The organism is Verminephrobacter aporrectodeae subsp. tuberculatae, assembly GCF_026127385.1.
In the GTDB taxonomy this organism is placed as follows: domain Bacteria; phylum Pseudomonadota; class Gammaproteobacteria; order Burkholderiales; family Burkholderiaceae_C; genus Acidovorax; species Acidovorax aporrectodeae.
Genome location: NZ_QZCX01000001.1, coordinates 862,598 through 882,928, shown reverse-complemented (window position 1 = coordinate 882,928; position 20,331 = coordinate 862,598). Strand labels below are relative to the sequence as shown.

The following is a 20,331-nucleotide window of genomic DNA, read 5'->3' as shown; positions in this document are numbered from 1 at the left end:
GCAATCGTGCTGTCCCGACTCCCCTGGTCACCCAGCCCCGAAGGTGGCTAATCGCACCAGCCATAGTTGGGCTTGAACCGCCCGCAAATCACGGCGGCTGTTAGCAACATCATCGCGCGCATGGTCCAACCACGCAGCGAGCGCACAACGCACGCTTGGTTAAAGGAGGCACACGGGGCACCACATGCCGGCGTACGCGCGAGTTGGGGCTGAGCGTCCCGCAAGCGCTGTACATCGTCTCGGCTTCGGCGACAGTCCGATGAGTCCGTGGATCAGCCCCCGGACTGACTACCGTGCGCGTTCCCTATGCGCAGTACGACCAAGCCATCGCCGCGTGCATTCCCGCCAAGCAGACCCCGCAGCGAAGCGATACTGCCCCACGAATTGGATCGTACGCGCCCGCATCGGGCGCGTACTGGCTGTTGCCCGGGTTGGCGCTGCGGTATCCGTTTTCTTCCGCCGTGAAGAAGGTTCCCCGGGCCTCTTGCCCACACCACAGTTGTTCAGCGTTCCGCAGCCACCGACATCAGACCAGCACCCGCTCAATGCCCCCGGCGTTGGCGCGCTGCACGTAGTCGGGCAGCCAGTTTTCGCCAAGGATCTGGCGCGCCATCTCGACCACGATGTAGTCGGCTTCGAGCAGGCCGTTTTGCAGGTCGTCCTGGTAGCGGTTCAGGCCCTGCAGGCAGCTGGGGCAGCTGGTGAGGATTTTCACGTTGTCCTGCGCGCCCAAGGCGCCGCTGGCGCGCAGCTGGGACTCGCCCTTGCGGATTTCCTCTTCCTTGCGAAAACGCACCTGGGTCGCCACGTCGGGCCGCGTCACGCCCAGCGTGCCGGATTCGCCGCAGCAGCGCTCGCTCCGGAGCACCTGCCCGCCCACCAGCGCCTGCACCGTCTTCAGCGAATCCTGCAACTGCATGGGGTTGTGGCAGGGCTCGTGGTACAGGTAGGCGCCCTCCTGGCCCGGCAAGCGGATGCCCTTTTCCAGCAGGTATTCGTGGATGTCGATGGTGCGGCTGCCCGGGAATATCTTGTCGAATTCGTAGCCCTGGAGCTGGTCGTAGCAGGTGCCGCAGCTCACCAGCACGGTCTTGATGTCCAGGTAGTTGAGCGTGTTCGCCACACGGTGGAAGAGCACCCGGTTGTCGGTGATCATCTTCTCGGCCCGGTCGAACTGACCGCTGCCGCGCTGCGGGTAGCCGCAGCACAGATAACCGGGCGGCAGCACGGTTTGCACGCCGGCGTGCCAGAGCATGGCCTGCGTGGCCAGGCCCACCTGGCTGAACAGGCGCTCCGAGCCGCAGCCGGGGAAATAGAACACCGCTTCGGTCTCGGCCGTGGTGGCCCGCGGGTCGCGGATGATCGGGACGTGGCTCTTGTCCTCGATGTCCAGCAGCGCGCGCGCGGTCTTCTTGGGCAGGCCGCCGGGGAGCTTTTTGTTCACGAAGTGGATCACCTGCTCCTTGAGCGGCGCCGTGCCCACCGTGGCGGGTGGCCTGGCGGTCTGCCTGCGGCCGAACTTGCGCAGCAGGTCCACGGCCATGCGCTGGGCCTTGAAGCCCAGGTTCACCAGCGCCGAGCGCATGAAGCGGATGCTCTCCGGGCGCGTGGTGTTGAGCAGTGCCATGGCCAGCGCGTTGCCCGGCCGGAAGCTTTTTTTGCCCATCTTGCGCAGCAGGTTGCGCATGTTCATGGTGACCTCGCCAAAGTCGATCTTCACCGGGCAGGGGCTTTCGCATTTGTGGCATACCGTGCAGTGGTCGGCCACGTCCTCGAATTCCTGCCAGTGCTGGATGCTCACGCCGCGGCGCGTCTGCTCTTCGTAGAGGAAGGCCTCGATCAGCAGCGAGGTGGCCAGGATCTTGTCGCGCGGGCTGTACAGCAGGTTGGCGCGCGGCACGTGCGTGGCGCATACCGGCTTGCACTTGCCGCAGCGCAGGCAGTCCTTGATCGATTCGGCAATCGCGCCGATATCGCTTTGCTGCATGATCAGCGACTCATGGCCCATGAGGCCAAAGCTCGGCGTGTAGGCGTTGCGCAGGTCGGCGTGCAGCACGGGCTGGGCGTGCGGCTGCGGATTGCGCAGCAGCTTGCCCTGGTTGAAGCGGCCCTGCGGGTCCACCTTCTGCTTGTACTGCGCAAACGGGCGCAGTTCTTCGTCGCTCAGGAATTGGAGCTTGGTGATGCCGATGCCATGCTCGCCCGAGATCACGCCGCCGAGGCTGCGCGCCAGCGCCATGATGCGTTCCACCGCGCGGTGCGCGGTTTGCAGCATTTCGTAATCGTCGCTGTTCACCGGCAGGTTGGTGTGCACGTTCCCGTCCCCGGCGTGCATGTGCAGCGCCGCCCACACGCGGCCCTTGAGCACGCGCCGGTGGATGGCCGCAGCCTCTTGCAGGATGGGCTGGAGCGCGGCGCCGGAGAAAATGTCTTGCAGCGGCGCGAGCAGCTGGGTCTTCCAGCTCGCGCGCAGGCGGTGGTCCTGCAACTGCGGGAACAGCGCTTCGACGTCCTGCAACCACCCCGCCCACAGCGCGCGCACCCCGCAGACGAGCGCCTGCGCCTGCGCCACGCGGTCTTCGAGCAGTTCCGCCGAAGGGATCTCGCTGGCGTCGTCCTGCCGGCCCAGCGGCAGCTGGCCGCGCGCGAGGAAGTCGGCGAGCGCGTCGCACAGCGCGATCTTGTTGCGCAGGCTCAGTTCGATGTTGATGCGCTCGATGCCGTCGGTGTACTCGGCCATGCGCGGCAGCGGGATCACCACGTCCTCGTTGATCTTGAAGGCGTTGGTGTGGCGGCTGATGGCCGCCGTGCGCTTGCGGTCGAGCCAGAATTTCTTGCGCGCCTCGGGGCTGATGGCGACGAAGCCCTCGCCACTGCGCGAGTTGGCGATGCGCACGACCTCGCTGGCCACGCGCGCCACGGCGTTCGCGTCGTCGCCCGCGATGTCGCCGAACAGCACCATCTTGGGCAGGCCGCCGCCGTGCTTGCGGCTCTTGGTGGCGTAGCCCACGGCCTTCAGATAGCGCTCGTCCAGGTGCTCCAGCCCGGCGAGCAGCACGCCCGAGCGCTTTTGCTCGGCGAACATGAAGTCCTTGATCTCGACGATGCTCGGCACCGCGTCCCGCGCCTGGCCAAAGAACTCCAGGCACACGGTGCGCGTATGCCCGGGCATGCGGTGCACCACCCAGCGCGCGCTGGTGATGATGCCGTCGCAGCCCTCCTTCTGGATTCCGGGCAGGCCGCAGAGGAACTTGTCCGTCACGTCCTTGCCCAGGCCCTCCTTGCGAAAGGCCTTGCCCGGAATCTCCAGGTGCTCGGTGCGCACCGGCGTGCGGCCGTCGGCCTCGAAATATTGCAGTTCAAAGCGGGCCAGATCGGCGTCGTGGATCTTGCCCAGGTTGTGCTCCAGGCGCGTGACCTCGAGCCACTGCGCGTCGGGCGTCACCATGCGCCAGCTCACCAGGTTGTCGAGCGCCGTGCCCCACAGCACGGCCTTCTTGCCGCCCGCGTTCATGGCGATGTTGCCGCCGATGCACGAGGCTTCGGCGCTCGTCGGGTCCACGGCAAAGACGAAGCCCGCGCGCTCGGCCGCGTCGGCCACGCGCTGGGTGACCACGCCGGCCTCGGTCCAGACGGTGCCGACCTCGTGCTCCAGGCCCGGCAGGCGGCGCATTTCCACCTCGGTCATGGCCTCGAGCTTTTCGGTGTTGATGACCGCGCTCCTGCTGCTCAGCGGAATGGCGCCGCCGGTGTAGCCCGTGCCGCCGCCGCGCGCGATGATGGTCAGCTCCAGCTCCGTGCAGCCCCTGACCAGGCCCGCCATCTCGGCCTCGGTGTCGGGGGTGAGCACCACGAAGGGGTATTCCACGCGCCAGTCGGTCGCGTCGGTCACGTGGCTCACGCGCGAGAGGCCGTCGAACTTGATGTTCTCCCGGGCCGTCAGGCGCCCCAGGGTTTTCCGGATCTGGCGGCGCAGCTGGGCCGCCTGCCCGAAGCTGGCGTCGAACTCGGCCACGGCGCGGCGCGCCACGACGACCAGCTCGCCCACCAGCCGGTCGCGCTCCACGTCGGCGTCGGGGGTGCGGCGCTTGTCGATTTCACCCAGGCGGTGCGCGAGCGCATCGACCAGCAGCCTGCGGCGCGCGGGGTTGTCCAGCAGGTCGTCCTGCAGATACGGGTTGCGTTGCACCACCCAGATATCGCCCAGCACCTCGTACAGCATGCGCGCCGAGCGCCCCGTGCGGCGCTCGGCGCGCAGTTGGTCGAGCAGTTCCCAGGCCGCGGCCCCGAGCAGGCGGATGACGATCTCCCGGTCGGAAAACGAGGTGTAGTTATAGGGAATTTCGCGCAGCCGCACAGGCTCGGCGGGTTGCGCCGGCAAGGCAATCGGAAGATTCATGGGGGCTACTCGGAATGGACGCCGCGCGCCGGGTCTGGGGGGGTTCAGGGGCGCGATTCTATGTCAGTTGTCCCCCGCGCCGCGCGCGCCCCGCAGCGCATGCACCGGACCTTCCTCGGGCCACCAGCCCGCGCGCGAGTGCCTTTGCCGGGGCGGCGTCTACCGGGTGTCCAGGCAGCACGGGCCCGGGGGATTTTCATGCCGCCTGGCGCTCGGGCGCGGCCGCCTGTTGCGCACGCCAGCGGACCATCAGGCCGTCCCCGTGGGCGCGCGCCGCCTGCATGTTGCGCGCCTTCACATGGCCATAGCCGCGAATCGCTTCGGGAACGCGGGCAATCTCCACGGCCAGCGCCAGGTTGTCCGCGTTCAGCCGGGCCAGCAGTTCCTCGACGCAGGCGCGGTATTCCCCGATCAGCGCGCGCTCCCGGCGACGCTCCTCGGTGTGGCCGAAAACATCGAACGCCGTTGCGCGCAGCCCCTTGAACTTGGCGAGCAGGCCCAGGGCGCCGTGCATCCAGGGGCCGAACGGGCGTTTGATGAGTTCCCCACGCGCGTTCTTCCTGGCGATCAGGGGCGGCGCCAGATGGTGCACCACTTGGTAGTTGCCATCGAACAGGCTGGCAATCCGCTGCGCAAACGCCCGGTCGGTGTGCAGCCGGGCCACCTCGTACTCGTCCTTGTACGCCATGAGCTTGAACAGGTAGCGCGCAACGGCCTCGGCCAGCCGGGTGCCGCAGCCGAGCGGGGCCTCGACGGCCTGGACCTTTTCGACGAAGGCCCGGTACTCGGCCGCGTAGGTCGCATTCTGGTAGCCGCAGAGGAACTCCACGCGCCGGCCCAGCACCTCGGAGAGCGCGGGCTTCTTGACGATCTCGATGCGCTGCTGCGCGCTCTGCCACAGGGCCTGCACTGCGGCCAGATCGTGCGCGCAGCGGCGGCCCCACTCGAACGCGGCCTGGTTGTTCTGCACCTGCACGCCGTTGATCTCCATGGCGCGCATCAGCGCCGCCAGCGTCAGCGGAACGCGGCCCTTTTGCCAGGCGTAGCCGAGCAGTAGCGGGTTGGTGTAGATGCTGTCGCCCAGCAGCTGCGTGGCCACCTGCTCGGCGTCGAAGCCGCCCACGCTGTCCGCGCCCGCGGCGGCCGCCAGGGCACTGCCGCAGGCGGCGGCCGGGAACTGCCAGTCGGGGTCGGCCAGAACCGCCGCCGTGGGCGTGGCGTGCGTGTTCAGCGCGACGAAGCTGCGGCCCGGCTGCAGCACGCTCAAGGTATGCGGGTGCGCGGCGACGATGGCGTCGCAGCCGAGAACCAGGTCGGCCTTCGCGGTATCGACCTTGGTGCTGTAGATGGCGTCGGGCCGCCCGGCGATCTGTATGTGGCTCCAGGTGGCGCCGCCCTTTTGCGCCAGGCCGCCCGCGTCCTGCGTGACCACCCCCTTGCCGTCGAGGTGCGCCGCCATGCCGAGCAGCGCGCCGATGGTGATCACGCCCGTTCCGCCCACGCCGCCGACGACGATTCCCCAAACGCTTTCGACCCCGGGAAGAACGGGCTCGGGCAGCGGGGGCAGCGCCGACAGGTCGCCCCTTGCTTCCCGCCGGGGCTTCTTCAGCTGGCCGCCTTCCACCGTCACAAAGCTCGGGCAAAAGCCGTTGATGCAGGCGTAGTCCTTGTTGCAGCTGCTCTGGTTGATGCGCCGCTTGCGGCCGAATTCGGTCTCCACGGGCTCGACCGACAGGCAGTTGGACGCGACCGCGCAGTCGCCGCAGCCCTCGCACACCAGCTCGTTGATGAGCACCGTCCGCTGCGGCGTGGCCAGCGTTGCGCGCTTGCGGCGGCGGCGTTTTTCGGTGGCGCAGGTCTGGTCGTAGATGATGACGCTACAGCCCGCGATCTCGCGCAGCTGGCGCTGGATGGCGTCGAGCGCGTCGCGGTGCTGCACGCTCACGCCCTTGGCCAGCGCCGCGCCGGCGTACTTGTGCGGATCGTCGGTGACGATGACCAGCCGGACCACGCCCTCGGACTGGAGGGTGTTCATGATCTGCAGCACCGAATGGCCTTCGGGGCGCTCGCCCACCGGCTGGCCGCCGGTCATCGCCACGGCATCGTTGTAGAGCAGCTTGTAGGTGATGTTCACGCCCGCGGCAATGCTCTGGCGGATGGCCAGCAGGCCGCTGTGAAAGTAGGTGCCGTCGCCCAGGTTGGCGAAGATGTGCCGCTCGCTGCTGAAGGGCTGCTGGCCGACCCAGGTCACGCCCTCGCCGCCCATCTGCGTGAAGGTCGAGGTGTTGCGCCCCGGCATCCAGCTGGCCATGTAGTGGCAGCCGATTCCGGCCACGGCGCGCGAGCCTTCGGGAACGCGGGTGCTGGTGTTGTGCGGGCAGCCGCTGCAAAACCAGGGCATGCGCTCGCCACCGGCCTCCAGCCCGGCGAGCGCGCGCTCGCTGGCCTCGATGGTGGCCAGGCGCGCGTCCATGCGCGCGTTGGCGTCGCCGTCCACGCCGAGCTTTTTCAGGCGCCGGGCGATCGCCCGGGCGATGATCGCGGGCGTGAGGTCGGCCTTGGCGCGCAGCAGCCAGTTGCGGCTCGGGTTGGGCATGCTCCATTCGCCGCCCGTGGCGTCGCCTTCGGGCTCGTCGAACTTGCCCAGCACGTTGGGGCGCACGTCGGCGCGCCAGTTGTAGAGCTCCTCCTTGAGCTGGTATTCGATGACCTGGCGCTTCTCCTCGACGACCAGGATCTCCTGCAGACCCTGCGCAAAGGCGCGCGTGATGCTCGCTTCCAGCGGCCAGACCACGTTCACCTTGTGCACGCGGATTCCGAGCCGGCGGCAGCTTGCGTCGTCCAGGCCCAGGTCCGCCAGCGCCTGGCGCGTGTCGTTGTACGCCTTGCCGCTGGCGATGATTCCGAACCGGTCGTTCGGGCCCTCGATCACGGTGTGGTTCAAGCGGTTCGCGCGCACGTACGCCAGGGCCGCGTACCACTTGTAGTCCATGAGGCGCGCCTCCTGCTCCAGCGGCGCGTCGGGCCAGCGGATATGCAGGCCCCCCGGGGGCATCGCAAAGTCTTCGGGCAGGACGATGCGCACGCGGTCCGGGTCCACGCAGACGCTGGCCGACGACTCGACCACCTCCTGGATGGTCTTCATTCCCGACCACAGGCCCGCAAAGCGGCTCATGGCAAAAGCGTGCAAGCCCATGTCCAGAATGTCCTGCACGCTGCTCGGAAAGAACAGCGGCGTTCCGCAGGCCTTGAAGATATGGTCGCTCTGGTGCGCGGCCGTGCTGCTCTTGCTGATGTGGTCGTCGCCCGCAATCGCGACCACACCGCCGTGGCGCGCGGTTCCCGCCATGTTGGCGTGCTTGAAGACGTCGGCGCAGCGGTCCACGCCGGGGCCCTTGCCGTACCAGATGCCGAATACGCCGTCGTACTTTTTCGTCTGCGGGTACAGGTCCAGCTGCTGCGTTCCCCAGACGGCGGTGGCGCCGAGTTCCTCGTTCACGCCGGGCTGAAAAACGATGGCCTGCGCCGCCAGATGCTTTTTCGCGGCCCACAGCGCCTGGTCATACGTGCCCAGCGGGCTGCCGCGGTAGCCGCTGATGAAGCCCGCGGTGTTCAAGCCCGCCAGGGTGTCGCGCCGGCGCTGCAGCAGGGGCAGCCGCACCAGCGCCTGCACCCCGCTCATGAAGGCCCGGCCCGCGTCCAGGGTGTATTTGTCTTCCAGGCTCACCGATTCGATGGCCTTGCGAAGCTGTTCGGGCAACGGCGCGTTCATGGCAGTGTCTCCAATGGTTCTTCGTGGGGCCGCGCCTCGTGGGCACGGCGCTGCGGCGCAGCCCGTTTGGGGCCGCACCTGCGCGGGCCGAGTGTATGCCGCTGCCATGGAGATGTCTTGGTCCCAAGCCCACGATCTTCCCGCCGGCGGACCAAGACACGAACGCGCACCGCGCACGGGGTCCAAGTCAGGGCGGATCTTGATAGTGCAAATAGGACAGATCGTGGATCTGCCGAGCATCAACCAAGCTGGCCTGACGGCGAGGGGGCTGGAAGGGGCTGAGTAGTTACGCCGTATCAAAATGATGCGCATGGTATTCTTTGGTGTTCTGGCGCGGTATTTGCTGTCGCGCGATGAAATCCTTGAAGAGAGGGTCCATGGCGAATGTGCTGGATGTATCTCAGACACAGCAAGAGAGGCTCGTCTGGGAACTGCGCGCATTTTTTGCCGGAGAGCTCCAACGTGGCGATATTGAAGCGCAGTTCGGCATCAGGCCTGCCGCAGCGTCGCGAGATTTAAGCCTCTATCGGGATATCGCCCCAGGAAATTTGGACTACCGACGCGGTCCGGCGCTGCTACCGTCCTACGATCGACTTTCAAGCCGTTATGCGAATTCCACATCCCGAACGCGTCCTTGCGTGGCTCTTGCAAGGCTTTGGCGATGAGTTGGAGCTTGGGCTCAAGCCCGCTGCACCATGTGAGGGACCAGAGCAACTGGTCAAGCCGGACATGGAAGTGTTGGGCGCCATCACCCGCTGCTACGTTTTGCGGTGTTGGTCCATCGACGCGAGTCCCGACCATCGACTCGACCCGTCGCCCCACCACCTTTGGCTCCGCAACACGCCAACTCTCTACGGGGTGGAGAGCGCGGCGCTCGCGCCAGGCGCAGAGCCATCGAGGAGCCTTGCGTGACGCGACAGCGTCCATGACCAGACAACCACAACGAGACAGATAAACATTCGAAACGGGAGCGAGCAATTGACAGAACAAAACACGATTGCCAATGAACAAGGCGCTCCGCCGTCGAAGGCATGGGTGCGATTTCTCCGCGCATACGGTCCGACGCCGAACAACCTGACGATGTTCGATGAACACGTGCCCGGGGCAGTAGGCCGGGCCAAGGTGCAGCCCATCGCGTTGAGCACGCCGATGCTCGAATCGATGCAGGATCATGTTGCCTCGGGCAAGCCGGGCTCAATGCTGATCGCGGGCACGGCCGGCGATGGCAAGACATATCACTGCCGGGCGCTGTGGACATCCATGGGCGGCGACCTTCCCGCGTGGGCCGCCAAGGGCAACATCAAAGAGCACCGTCTGGCAGACGGCCGCCTGGCGGTCTTCATCAAAGACCTCAGCGAGTTCAACGGCGAGGAGAGCGACGCCCCCTTGGCCCGGCTTGAAAAATCGGTGCTCGGCGGCGACGACACCGAGATCGTCATCTTGGCCGCCAATCACGGCCAGGTGCTCGACCGTCTTCGCGACCTTGGGCGCAGGCAAGGGCGCAAGCACCCATTGCGCAAGCCGCTGCAGGAGTTCTTCTTGCAGGCGGGTCAAGAGCCGGAGAGGCTCGCTGTCTTCGACCTCAGCCGCAGCGTGGATCGGATCGCATTGGAAGAAGTGGTGGCGGCTGTTGCCAAACATGCGGAATGGAACAACTGCGCCAAGTGCTCATTGAAGTCGGACGGCAAGGTCTGTCCGATTTATGAAAACCGGCAGCGTCTGCTCGGGGCTGGCGATGGTGCGCAACTCAGGCGCCGCCTTGGCGACCTCGTGGAGATCGCAAGGCTCAACGGACAACATTTGCCCGTCCGAGACCTGCTCGCGCTGTGCGCCAACATGATCTTGGGGCATCGTGACGCCAAGGACGGTTTGATGTCCTGCGCCGAAGTCGCTCGGATTCAAGAGCAAGGAGCCGTGGATCGCGGCAGCGTATATGGCAACGCGTTCGGCGCGAACCTGCCCAAGCGGCGGCTTGCCGATCGTCCGGTCTTCAAGGTGATGGCGGCCTTTGGCGTGGGTGATGAGACCACCAATGACGCCGATGGCTTGTTGGTCTATGGCAAGGATGACGCGGAGCTCGCGCCGACGTTCAACCGTTTGATTGGCAGCGACCCCATCTATGGGGCTACGCCTAGGCTGCTGAGCGCCCAGGATAAATATCTTGAAGGAGAGGAGGCCGCCCGCGTCGACAGCGGTGCCGCTGGCTTCATGGACCTGTTGCAGGAACAACGGCGCAGGCTGTTCTTCACCTTGCCGCCAGCCGAGGAAGGCTACCCCTTCTGGTCAATGACGGTGTACCGCTTCGCGGGCGAATATTTGGAGATGCGGGCAGCCTTGCTCGACAAGAGGGCGGTCGCCGAGACCGTGCGCGGCCGACTCGTGCGCGGGCTCAACCGCGTGATGACGGGCTTGTTGATCGACAACGTGGACCGAATCTTCGTCGCCAGTTCGGGCGGCTTCACCCACTCGCGTGTCAGCGTTCTGTGCGACACCGAGGCGCCATCGCGGCGCTCCAATGGCGTGGGCATGACCGTCAAACTCGATGCGAAGACGGGGCGTCCTTCTCTGGACGTGTCGTTGGCCCAGGGCGCCGGAAATTCCGTGGTCTTCGACCTCACGCCCGTGCGCTTCGAGTTTCTCTCCCGCGTCGCAGAAGGAGCGCTGCCTGGCAGCTTTTCCAACGAATGCTTGGAGGACATGCTGGCTTTCAAGGCCAAGCTGCTGCGCAAAGCCGAGCTCATCCGAGGCCAGAGCCAGCACGATGGCGATGAGGAAGCGGCGGCGGACATCGGCTCGCTGACGCTCAACTTCATCGACATAGAACAGGGCGGCCACGGGTTCTCTCGACCCATCACCGTGAGGATTTCGGAATGAGGCAGCGCATTGACATTGACCGGGTCGATTTCGCCGTCGATGAGCACATTTGGGGGCACCGCCTCTATGACGAGCAGTTGCCACATTTGACGGTGCTGGAATTCTTGGGTGTGCTTGGGTCGAACCTTGACAGTCCATTGGTCGCCACGCCAAGCGACAAGGTTCGATACCGCCCCCAGCATCAAATCCGCCTGCGCGGCCTGCTTTTCAACAACCCCTTTGTCGAGGCGATCCGCGAGCGGTCCATCACCGACGACGAAAAGTGGCGCGAGTGGAACGCCTTGTTTGCCCAAGATGCGCCCAAGTTGGGCGACGAGGACATGGGCTACCTGCGCAAGGCGTTTTCCAGCTTTGACGACTTCGCCAAGGCCATTGAGCTGCTGCGCTCGTCGGCCTTCGAGGCCCGGAGCAACAAGCGTTGGAGCTCCAAGTTCGTCTTCCCCTTTGGCCCCGACGCGCTTTTCGAGGATTTGCGGATCGAATCGGGCGGGGCGAGCAATGACCGCCGGTTCTTCGCCCGCACGGGCGAGTTGCTCTACTTGATGCTCAGCCGCGCAGCTCGCGGGCCGGAGCTTGGGGCGCAGCTTTCGCAGCGCCTCTTCAACCGCGCCGCCCCGATGAACCGGCTGGTGCGGGCATTGCAGGGCGAGCCCCAATTGGCCTCGCATCCACGAGACGTGGGCTACCTGCCCCATGCGTCCCATCCGCGCTTTGACCAGCTCTGCGAGGACTGGCTGACCATCCTTATCAAGGACATTCCGACCTATGACGCGTTGGAGCACCTGATCACATCGGCGGGTCTCAACCTCCTGCTCTATTTCCTTGAGCAAGCCAAGGCTCAGGCCGGCGACGCCGAGCCTGTGGAGTTCGTCTGCGAGATCGTCTCCAAGGAGCGAACCAAGGTTCGGGCTCTCTCCGGCGACAGCTACCAGCTCAACCAAGGCCTCTCGATCAAGGCAATCAGGGCTTCCATTGAGCAAGCTCGCCTTCTACCCGAATGGGAGGCTGCGTCCAAGTCGGACTACCCCGACGCGGAACGGGCCAGCATCATGCACAAGCTGTTCCAGTGGCCGGCAGCCGATTCCGACGACAAGGGCATGTCCGGCGACAAGCTCATTGCGGAGCTTGTGGAACTGGCCATCTCGCGCCACGAACAGCACGTCGGGAAGATTCACGCGTCGTGGTCGCGGGCCATCGGGCTCAGCTCGCGGAGACTCGCGCGGCGCACGCGATACGCCCCTAACGACCGACTCATCAAAACGCTGGTAATGGCCATCGTCAATGACAGGATGCAATTCGACGAGTTCCTGGTCGAGGCCAAAAGGCGCTACGGCATCGTCATTGGCGACGCGGAAGGCTCGCGCCTTGTCGCCGACAAGAAGGTAGACCAGGAAGTGCTCAGCGAGAACCGCGCCCATCTCGAAGCGCGGCTAGTTGGGCTTGGGCTGGTGCGTCGGCTGTCCGACTCCTGCTCGTTCGTGGAAAACCCGTTTGGGTTCAAGGGAGAAGAAAATTGCTGACCGATCGGATCATTGGGCGCGTCGGCGCCGACATACTGGCCAAGCGCATCAACGACGCTCGCCAGGCCGACGGCTCGGCGCAGGACTCGGCGGCGTTGTTCCGCCTCGACAAGCTGTCTTCTTCCCAAGTCGCCTCGGTCGCCCGCGCGGTGCTTGCCAATCACGACTTGGCCGCGCGCGTCGATCTCATGATCCCCGAGGCGCTGGTCGAGGGCCAGGGCTTGCCGCCCGAGGCTCTGATCCAACACAACGCCGGCTTCGTGCGCAACAACGCCCAGACGAGCAAAGAGGCGATCCTCACGGCCAACGGCAACGAGCACAACCTTGCCGACACCCTTGGGCACGTCACGGCGTTGGGCGCCAAGGAGCTGCGCGCGAATGAGGAGGCCTGGGTCGATGCCACATGCCATGTCGCTGGCATGGCTCCGGTGCCTGACGACCGCCAGGTGTTCCGCTCGGCCCTCAAAGGCCTGATCTCCGCCAATGACCTGTCCTTGGTGCAGCTTGGCGACTTCTGCGCCCACGTCACGGAGGCCATGTCGGCGACGCGTGGCCTGCCCATTCGCGACGCCATTGGCTGGTCGTTGCCGAAGGTGGGCTTGCCCCGTGACACCTCATTCTTCGCCAGCGCGAGGACCTATGGCACGTCTTACAAGCCGTGGCGCAAGGCATTCGAAAAACTCTTTGCCCACCGCGCTCCGTTGCTGCTACGGTTGCGTCCCAACGGGCAGCCGCTGGACTCTGATGAAATGCGGCAGCGGTTGGCGGACAACGCAGCCGACATCACCGATGCCGCTCGTGTCGCGCTGGATGCGTTTATCAATGCTCCCATGGGTGACAACCAACCTGCAGCCGATGTGGCTGAGTTGGAATGGGAGACAGATGGTGTTTGCCACATCTTCGACAAGCCCAAGGAGAAGCTCCAAGGACTGGCGGAGCACACGCTGAAATTCTTCGAGCACGACTGCGACGATGCGGAGGCTCTCGACGAGAAGTGGAAGCGCCACCTTGAAGATCTCAAAGCCCGCGAAAAGCGCTCCGAATGGAACGACGACGACAAGGTCTTCTTTGAATTGCACAGGCGCCATATTGAGCAGTCAAGGCAGCTCCATGCTCGCTGGGAGAAGGCGATTTTCGGTAAAGCCATCGAGTGCAATGACTTTCTCGATGGCTTCGCGGGCGTAGCTCACCACCTATTGGCTGGCGCGGGTGATTTGGCTGGCGAACGATTTCTTCGGTTCACAGTCAACAAGGGTCGCAAAGAGTGGCGTGAGAGATTTAACTATGACGTGGGGTCCTACTTCTCGTCAATGTATCGAGGCCTTCGAGAGCTGATGGGCGCGCGGGTGGAGTGGAGGGTCGAACGCATGGGCGCCGGCAATCTGCCCGATCCACTCTTCGATTACGAGAAGTTTTTCGCCAAGGAGAAGGAGCTTCGCGGCGCGACGCTTAGGCCCGTGTCATCGCTGGCTCGAAACGCGGTCCAAATCAAATTCGACGTGGCACTTGTGCAGCGCGATGGCGGCCGGGAAACGATACTCGACAAGACCCAGCTCGTGTGGAGCTACCGCCCCGAGTCAATCGGGCTGGCGATGGTGTCTGATATGCGGCGCCTGCTAGAAAAGGGCGCGGTGGGTTGCACGGAAGTTCCGCGCCGATTGGTCAGCAAGAAGGGTGGCGTGCAAAACGTCTCGCTGCTCGACACCGGCACACTGGAGGCCACGTTCTCGCGCGATGCCGGATCGCTGGTCCCTCCGGCCAACAAGCTGCGTAGTTTGCGAGCCGAAATCAAGGATCGGATCAAAGAGCTTGCGAATGAGGGCCGACTGACCAAGGAGCAGCGCGACGAGCTCCGGGCTGCATGGGATGTGTTCGAGGCGGACTACCTCTTGGCGATGAAGGGCTTTGTCGATACGGGTCTGCAAGGCGAAGCTGTCATGCGCCAAGCGGAATCGTTCGCGGGGCTGCTCAATGCCCTGATGGTCCATGCTCGAGGCGACGTGTGCCGCGCCCGCTTGGTGGCCGAAGTGCTCTCGATTGGCACGGCTCGCATCTCTGGCGAGCAGCCTTCGCTCATCATTCCGCCATGGCATCCTGAGCGCATGAAGGCTTTGGCGGTGAAGACCCGCCGTGTCGCGGGCTTGGCGACCCACTTGCTCACCAGCGACAGCGTGCTCTTTGGGCACCGCGACATCTTCTTCCGCGAGTTCTCGGAGGAACTGGCCCATCCGTTCTATCCCGAGATCGCCGTCTTGCAGCGCGGCAGCGAGCCGCTGCTTGTCGCCGAGAGCAGCACCGTCAATGGATACAGCCTGTTTGAGCGGCCGGTCCGGGGCGAAGAGGACTCGATGACCGATGTCGATCCGACTGCCGCCGCCAAGCAGGCGCGCGAGCTGTTGGAGCGCTACATCGGCCTGCAACCGCACGAAGCGGCCAATCTCAGCGTCTTGCTCTACAACGCCGATGCGGCCGAGCTACCGCTGGCCACTGTGCGCGAGCTCGCGGGCCTGCAAGCCGAGGACGACTTCCAATGCAGCGTCTCGGTCAGGCACAGCGACCCGGCCAAGCTGCGCCGGGTCTACGCCGAGCTGGTCAACAAAGCCGGTGACGATCCTGACCTGCCGGTGGTCAGCGAAACCTCGGACAACTTCATCTCCAAGCTGCGTATCGCCGTGACTCCGGCGTCCGCCACCCCTGGCCAGGGGGAGGGCGGCTTCAAGCCGTTCGACGTGGCGTTCCTGCATGACGTGGTGTCGCGCACGGCAGTTGAGGAGTGGCTCCCCGTGGACTGGACCAACGACCGGCCCAGCCTCGAGCACGCTCCATCCCGCTGGTCCTATCGCAGCGTCTCCGGCGAGAACGAGCTCAAATCCACCACCTTTCTGACTTGCCCGTGGCAGACGGCTTCGGGATGGGCCTATGTCGGCGCGGTGGCCGCGGTGCATCGCCAGACCGATGCGCCTGTTGGAGCACGCTACCTGCCCGCCCGCCGCATTTCATTGCAGCATGAGGCACTGGCTTCGACTATGAACGACGCGCATGCGTTGGCCGAATGGGTCGCCACCTATGACGGGCTGCTCGACAAGCGGCAGTTGCAGCACAACGGCATCACGGTCGTCCGATATCGGCGCGCATCGACCAATGGCCGCAACATGATCGTGAGCTCGACATCCGAACTGCGCCTGTTGGGCGTGTTGCTTCGACGGCGCCTCGGCGAACTGAGCTTGTCGCTCAGTGGTGACGAACTGGATGCGGTCGCAGCGCGGATGAAGAAGGACGCTCTGTCAGTCTCGGGCGACATCGTCCTGCGAGCCGCCAAGCGCGGCGTGTCCGCTGGCGAAATGCTCGGCCTTGTCCTTAGCCGGTATTTGGTCTCAGAGGAGTTCACCTCGCAAGCCGCAGTCGGCCGGTCGTTCGGCGTGTTTTTCTTGCTCGACGACTACGCAGATTGGCTGGCGCAGCGCGAAAGTCGGATCGCAGACATCTTGGCTCTTTGTGTTGAAGAGGTCGATGACCGGATTCGGCTGCGCATCTCTGTGGTTGAGTCCAAATACGTTGCTGCCGATGGCTTAGCCGAGGCAAAGCGCTCATCGAAGGCGCAGCTCATGGCGACGTTGACGACCTTCCGGGCGGCCTTGTTTGGCGACCCTGGCCGCCTTGACCGCGACGTGTGGCTCTCGCGCTTGGCTGACTTGCTGATCGACGCTGAGATTCCTCCTGGCCTCTCCGGCCTGTTGGAGCGGGCGCGCTCGAAGCTGCGCGAAGGCGACGTGGACATCGGCTTGCGGGGCTATTCCCATGTCTTCGTCCATTCGGCCGAAGCCGGCCAGGCTCAATCGGCGTCCGAGCAGCTCGAGATCGACAACACCGATGGCGTGCAAGCTTGGCAGGAAGTGTTTGACCGGCCAGAGCTGCGCAAACTGGTGGAAGCCTATGCGGTGGGAACAGGCGCAACAGGCGCTCGCGCGCTGCTGGGCGGTTCTGAGCCTTGGAAGTCGGTCGCATTCAATCGTCCGGCGGCGCGTGTGGCTTGGCACGCCATGATGGAGCAACTTGGGCAGCAGCCGGAGCAGGCTCAGGAAGCAGCCGGCGCGCCCGACCCCATCGAGCAGCCCCAGGCTGTCCAGCCAGTGGCCGCTCCAGCGCAGGCCTCCACCGCCACGCCTACTGCTGAAAACGGGGTTGCGGTCACGCCATCGCCAGTCGCGGCAGCGATGGGGGACCATTTGTCGGCTTTGATCACCGCCAAGCAAGCGGGCTTGGCCGTCGCGGACGACGAGCGCGAAGCGTGGGCGCAGGAGACCACCAAAAAGCTCAAGACGGCATTGAACAGCTATGGCTTGCAGGCTGCTGTTCTTGGCACGCGGATGACCCCCAACGGCTGCTTGGTGCGCCTGGCCGGCTCGGATCGGCTCAGGGTGGAGGACATCGAGGCCAAGCGCACTCAACTGCTGACCACCCACGCCATCAACCTGGTGACGGTGCAGCCCAAGCCGGGGGAAATCGTGGTGACGATTGCCGGCATCAAGAGGCAGGCGGTGTCGTTGTGGGACTTGTGGGCCAAGCGGCAGCTCAATCGCAATGTGGCCGGCATCAACACCTCATTCGTCCTGGGCCTTCAAGAGATCAACGGCTCGCTGCTTTACCTAAACCTCGGAGGCGAATTTGGCGGTCTTTCTTCGCATGAGCCACATTCACTGATAGCTGGCGCCACAGGCAGCGGCAAATCGGTGCTGATCCAAGCGGTCCTCTTGGACATCGCGGCGACCAACCCTAGGGAGCTAGCCCAGATCATCCTCATCGATCCAAAAATGGGAGTGGACTACTCCGCGTTGGAGGATTTGCCTCACATGCGCGAGGCCATCATCACGACCAAGGAGCGCTCGACCGAAGTGTTGGAGGCTCTTGTCCAAGAGATGGAGAACCGCTACCGGGCATTTGCCCAAGCGCGCGCGCGCGACCTGGCCACGTTCAACGCAAAGGCAGCCCCTGACGCCCGTTTGCCCATGGTGTTCCTGATCCATGACGAGTTTGCCGACTGGATGCTGGATGACGCATACAAGGGCGCGGTGGGTGCCGCAGTGCAGCGGCTCGGTGTGAAGGCGCGAGCCGCGGGCATTCACCTGATCTTCGCCGCCCAGCGACCGGACAAGGATGTGATGCCGATGCAGTTGCGCGAGAACTTGGGCAACCGCCTGATTCTGAAAGTCGCCAGCGAGGCCACATCCAAGATTGCGCTTGATCGGCCGGGAGCCGAGTTGCTGCTTGGTCGCGGGCATATGGCCGCCAAGCTCAATGGCGAGCAGGGCCTTGTATTCGCGCAAGCACCATTTTTGTCAGATGACGACATTGCGTTGGCGGTGCAGGCAATAGCATCCGACAACAAAGAAAGTCTGGGTGCTGCATGAATAAGAAGTGGCGCGCCTCCACGCATGCGATTTCAGATATTCGCGATTGGAATCGACAATCGATTTTGATTCTTCAGCCTGACTATCAGCGCAAAGAAGTTTGGGGCGATGCCGCGAAGATGATGTTGATTGACAGCATTCTCAACGGCATTCCGATGCCAAAGATATTCGTGTCGTCAACGATAAAAGATGGGAAGACGGTGAGGACGGTTATCGATGGGCAGCAGCGAATAACAACCATTCTTGCTTTCCTTGCGGACGGCTTCCCACTTGCGGCTCCATATACTGGTGAGTTTGTTGGCAAGCGTTTTTCCGAGCTTCACCAGGATGTTCAAGAGGAGGTCTTGTCTTATGACATCGACTTCAATGAGGCTAAGGGTTTGTCGGATGAAGAGCTTCGAGAGGTCTACTCTCGAATCAACAAATACTTCGTGGCTCTCAATAAGCAGGAGCTGCGCAGAGCGGACTATCCAGGAGATTTTTTGGATGTCGCTGACGACTTGGCCAATCTTGAATTTTTCGACGATTGCGGAATTTTTACTGCAACGGCCCGGCGCCGGTCCCTGGATGTCGAATATGTATCGGAGCTATTGGCCGGTCTTCTGATGGGAATCACAGACCGCAAAGATGCGATCGATGTTTGCTGCAAGGAATATCGGCAATGGGAACACGAGGCCAAGCGATCTGTGTTTGTGGAATTCACAAACGTGCTGTCTGACATTGAAAAACTGTTCAGTGCCGGAGTGCCGATAAAAAAGACTCGCTGGAAGCAAAAGGCTGACTTCTACTCCCTGTTCTTCGCGATTCGGTCCCTGCATGGGGAAGGGCTCGTGTTGCCTGACAGTTTGACGCAACTGCGTGGCGACCTGTCCATTTTGAATGATGGGATTGCGCCAACGTCGGATGTGCCAATTTTCAGCAAATATGCCGTCTATTGTGTATCCCAGGCGAACTCGGCATCGAGTAGAAATTGGAGAACTTATTTCTTGACGGCGATCTTGCGAGGAACCTACGCAGGAACAATTGCAAATCTCGATCAGAGGCAAATCGTTATGGAGATTGCATCCGACATCAGGTTTGCAATTGACAGCAACGGGGACGGTGATGGTTGCCCGCCAGTGAATGAGTTTGTTTGCCCCGCTTGCGGTGTGCGAGAGGGCTCCGCGGACTTGGCGGCGTCGGTCTTGTTTTGGGAGCTGGGGACTCGCGCTTTTCAGATATCGAATGCCAAATGGGCGCATGCTGCGTGCCTTGAAAAATTGGGCGCAGTGGAAATGATCAAAGGCGTTGATTTCGTCGATTCGGATGGCGAAGACAGTCTGGAGGAGTGATGGCTGGCCTTGCAAATGCCCATGGAAAGGCAGTCATTCTTGCTCGTGGGCAGACTTATTACTCCATTCCCGACGCTTTGGCTGGTGATGATGGGCGAACATATATCGTCGGCGAACACATCAATTCTGGTGGAAATGCGGTGGTTCACGCTTGCTACGAAAGATTAACGGGCGACAGCTATGCCGTTAAGTTTCAAGTTGAATTGAGAAATCGCCGCCGGGAGCGTTTCGAGAGGGAAATTCAGTTGCTTAGGGAGCTGGACGATCCCCACATCATTTCATTTGTTGCGAGTGGAACAGTTCGCGGGACGAGAATGGCGAAGCAGCACCACAGACCCGGACGGCCGCTGCAAGCAGGGACTCATGTGGACGATGTTCCTTTTGTAGTGCTGTCGCTGGCTGCTGCAAGTTTGGCTGAGCATGCCCGCAGTCCCAACCAAATTCCAAACGCGACCTATCTGGGTCAGTTTATTGGGCTGGCTCGTGCGTTGACGAAGATCAACTGCAAAGCGCTGCACCGAGATATCAAGCCAGAGAACATTCTCGTGGTCGGCGAGACGTGGGCCATCAGTGACTTCGGGCTGTGCGATTTGACCGTAGGCGGAGTTGATTTGTCTGCGGACAATGAACGTATTGGGCCGGCATTCTGGATGTCGCCGGAGGCATTGAACAAACAGCTCGGCTGCGGAGATTTGATGGGCGAAGGCTCGGATGTCTTCCAGTTGGCCAGTGTGTTTTGGTATGTGGCGTGCGGCCGCCATCCGACAGGCATTGTTCGACGAGATGATTGGAAAGGCCCCGAACACCTATATCCAGTCATAGAGAGGGCTCTGTTCCACACGAAGGAAGACCGCTTCACAAGCAGCGAGGCGTTCAAAGATGCATTGATCGAGGCGGTCGGGCGGTCAACCGGAAGTGAGCATGCAGCCAATTCGTCTTGACTCTCGGTGGTGCTAGGCGGTGTCGATCTATGCGATGTCAACTCGCGAATCGAACCGCTCGCAGTGCTAGTCGGTTTTCAATCGGT

General features: G+C 63.4%; 8 protein-coding genes. 6 read left to right on the top strand and 2 right to left on the bottom strand.

The annotated features are described in order from the left end of the window. Positions 1–526 precede the first annotated feature (526 nt). Positions 527–4,399: a DUF3683 domain-containing protein gene (locus tag D5041_RS03705; protein ID WP_265283896.1), complete on the bottom strand. Its 3,873-nt coding sequence runs from the start codon at positions 4,397–4,399 to the stop codon at positions 527–529. A 196-nt stretch (positions 4,400–4,595) separates the two neighbouring features. After that, positions 4,596–8,171: an indolepyruvate ferredoxin oxidoreductase family protein gene (locus D5041_RS03700; protein WP_265283895.1), complete on the bottom strand. Its 3,576-nt coding sequence runs from the start codon at positions 8,169–8,171 to the stop codon at positions 4,596–4,598. Between the two features lie 353 nt (positions 8,172–8,524). On the opposite strand from D5041_RS03700, the gene D5041_RS22275 reads away from it, so the two are divergent. From D5041_RS22275 to D5041_RS03675, 6 genes are all read left to right on the top strand, one after another. Continuing rightward, positions 8,525–8,836 (top strand): BrxR family helix-turn-helix transcriptional regulator, encoded by a 312-nt coding sequence (locus D5041_RS22275; protein ID WP_498063231.1) that lies wholly within the window; start codon positions 8,525–8,527, stop codon positions 8,834–8,836. 313 nt (positions 8,837–9,149) lie between these two features. Next, on the top strand, positions 9,150–11,045 hold the full coding sequence (locus tag D5041_RS03695; protein WP_265283894.1) for a hypothetical protein: 1,896 nt from the start codon (positions 9,150–9,152) through the stop codon (positions 11,043–11,045). Then, positions 11,042–12,565 carry a hypothetical protein gene (locus tag D5041_RS03690; RefSeq protein WP_265258261.1) on the top strand — a complete coding sequence of 508 codons (1,524 nt, stop codon included), beginning with the start codon at positions 11,042–11,044 and terminating at the stop codon, positions 12,563–12,565. Before D5041_RS03695 ends, D5041_RS03690 begins: the two co-directional genes overlap by 4 nt. Continuing rightward, on the top strand, positions 12,559–17,973 hold the full coding sequence (locus D5041_RS03685; RefSeq protein WP_265283893.1) for an FtsK/SpoIIIE domain-containing protein: 5,415 nt from the start codon (positions 12,559–12,561) through the stop codon (positions 17,971–17,973). The genes D5041_RS03690 and D5041_RS03685 overlap by 7 nt, the downstream gene beginning before the upstream one ends. Continuing rightward, entirely contained in the window at positions 17,970–19,304 is a 1,335-nt protein-coding gene (locus tag D5041_RS03680; RefSeq protein WP_265258263.1) for a DUF262 domain-containing protein, read from the top strand. The genes D5041_RS03685 and D5041_RS03680 overlap by 4 nt, the downstream gene beginning before the upstream one ends. After that, positions 19,304–20,245, top strand: a complete 942-nt coding sequence (locus D5041_RS03675) for a protein kinase domain-containing protein (protein ID WP_265258264.1) — start codon at positions 19,304–19,306, stop codon at positions 20,243–20,245. The genes D5041_RS03680 and D5041_RS03675 overlap by 1 nt, the downstream gene beginning before the upstream one ends. The last annotated feature ends 86 nt before the right edge of the window (positions 20,246–20,331 follow it).

Bases quoted from the DNA above. Each gene is read 5' to 3' on its own strand.
- D5041_RS03705 (WP_265283896.1), bottom strand. From the start codon at position 4,399: ATGAATCTTCCGATTGCCTTGCCGGCGCAACCCGCCGAGCCTGTGCGG.
- D5041_RS03700 (WP_265283895.1), bottom strand. From the start codon at position 8,171: ATGAACGCGCCGTTGCCCGAACAGCTTCGCAAGGCCATCGAATCGGTG.
- D5041_RS22275 (WP_498063231.1), top strand. From the start codon at position 8,525: ATGAAATCCTTGAAGAGAGGGTCCATGGCGAATGTGCTGGATGTATCT.
- D5041_RS03690 (WP_265258261.1), top strand. From the start codon at position 11,042: ATGAGGCAGCGCATTGACATTGACCGGGTCGATTTCGCCGTCGATGAG.
- D5041_RS03680 (WP_265258263.1), top strand. From the start codon at position 17,970: ATGAATAAGAAGTGGCGCGCCTCCACGCATGCGATTTCAGATATTCGC.
- D5041_RS03675 (WP_265258264.1), top strand. From the start codon at position 19,304: ATGGCTGGCCTTGCAAATGCCCATGGAAAGGCAGTCATTCTTGCTCGT.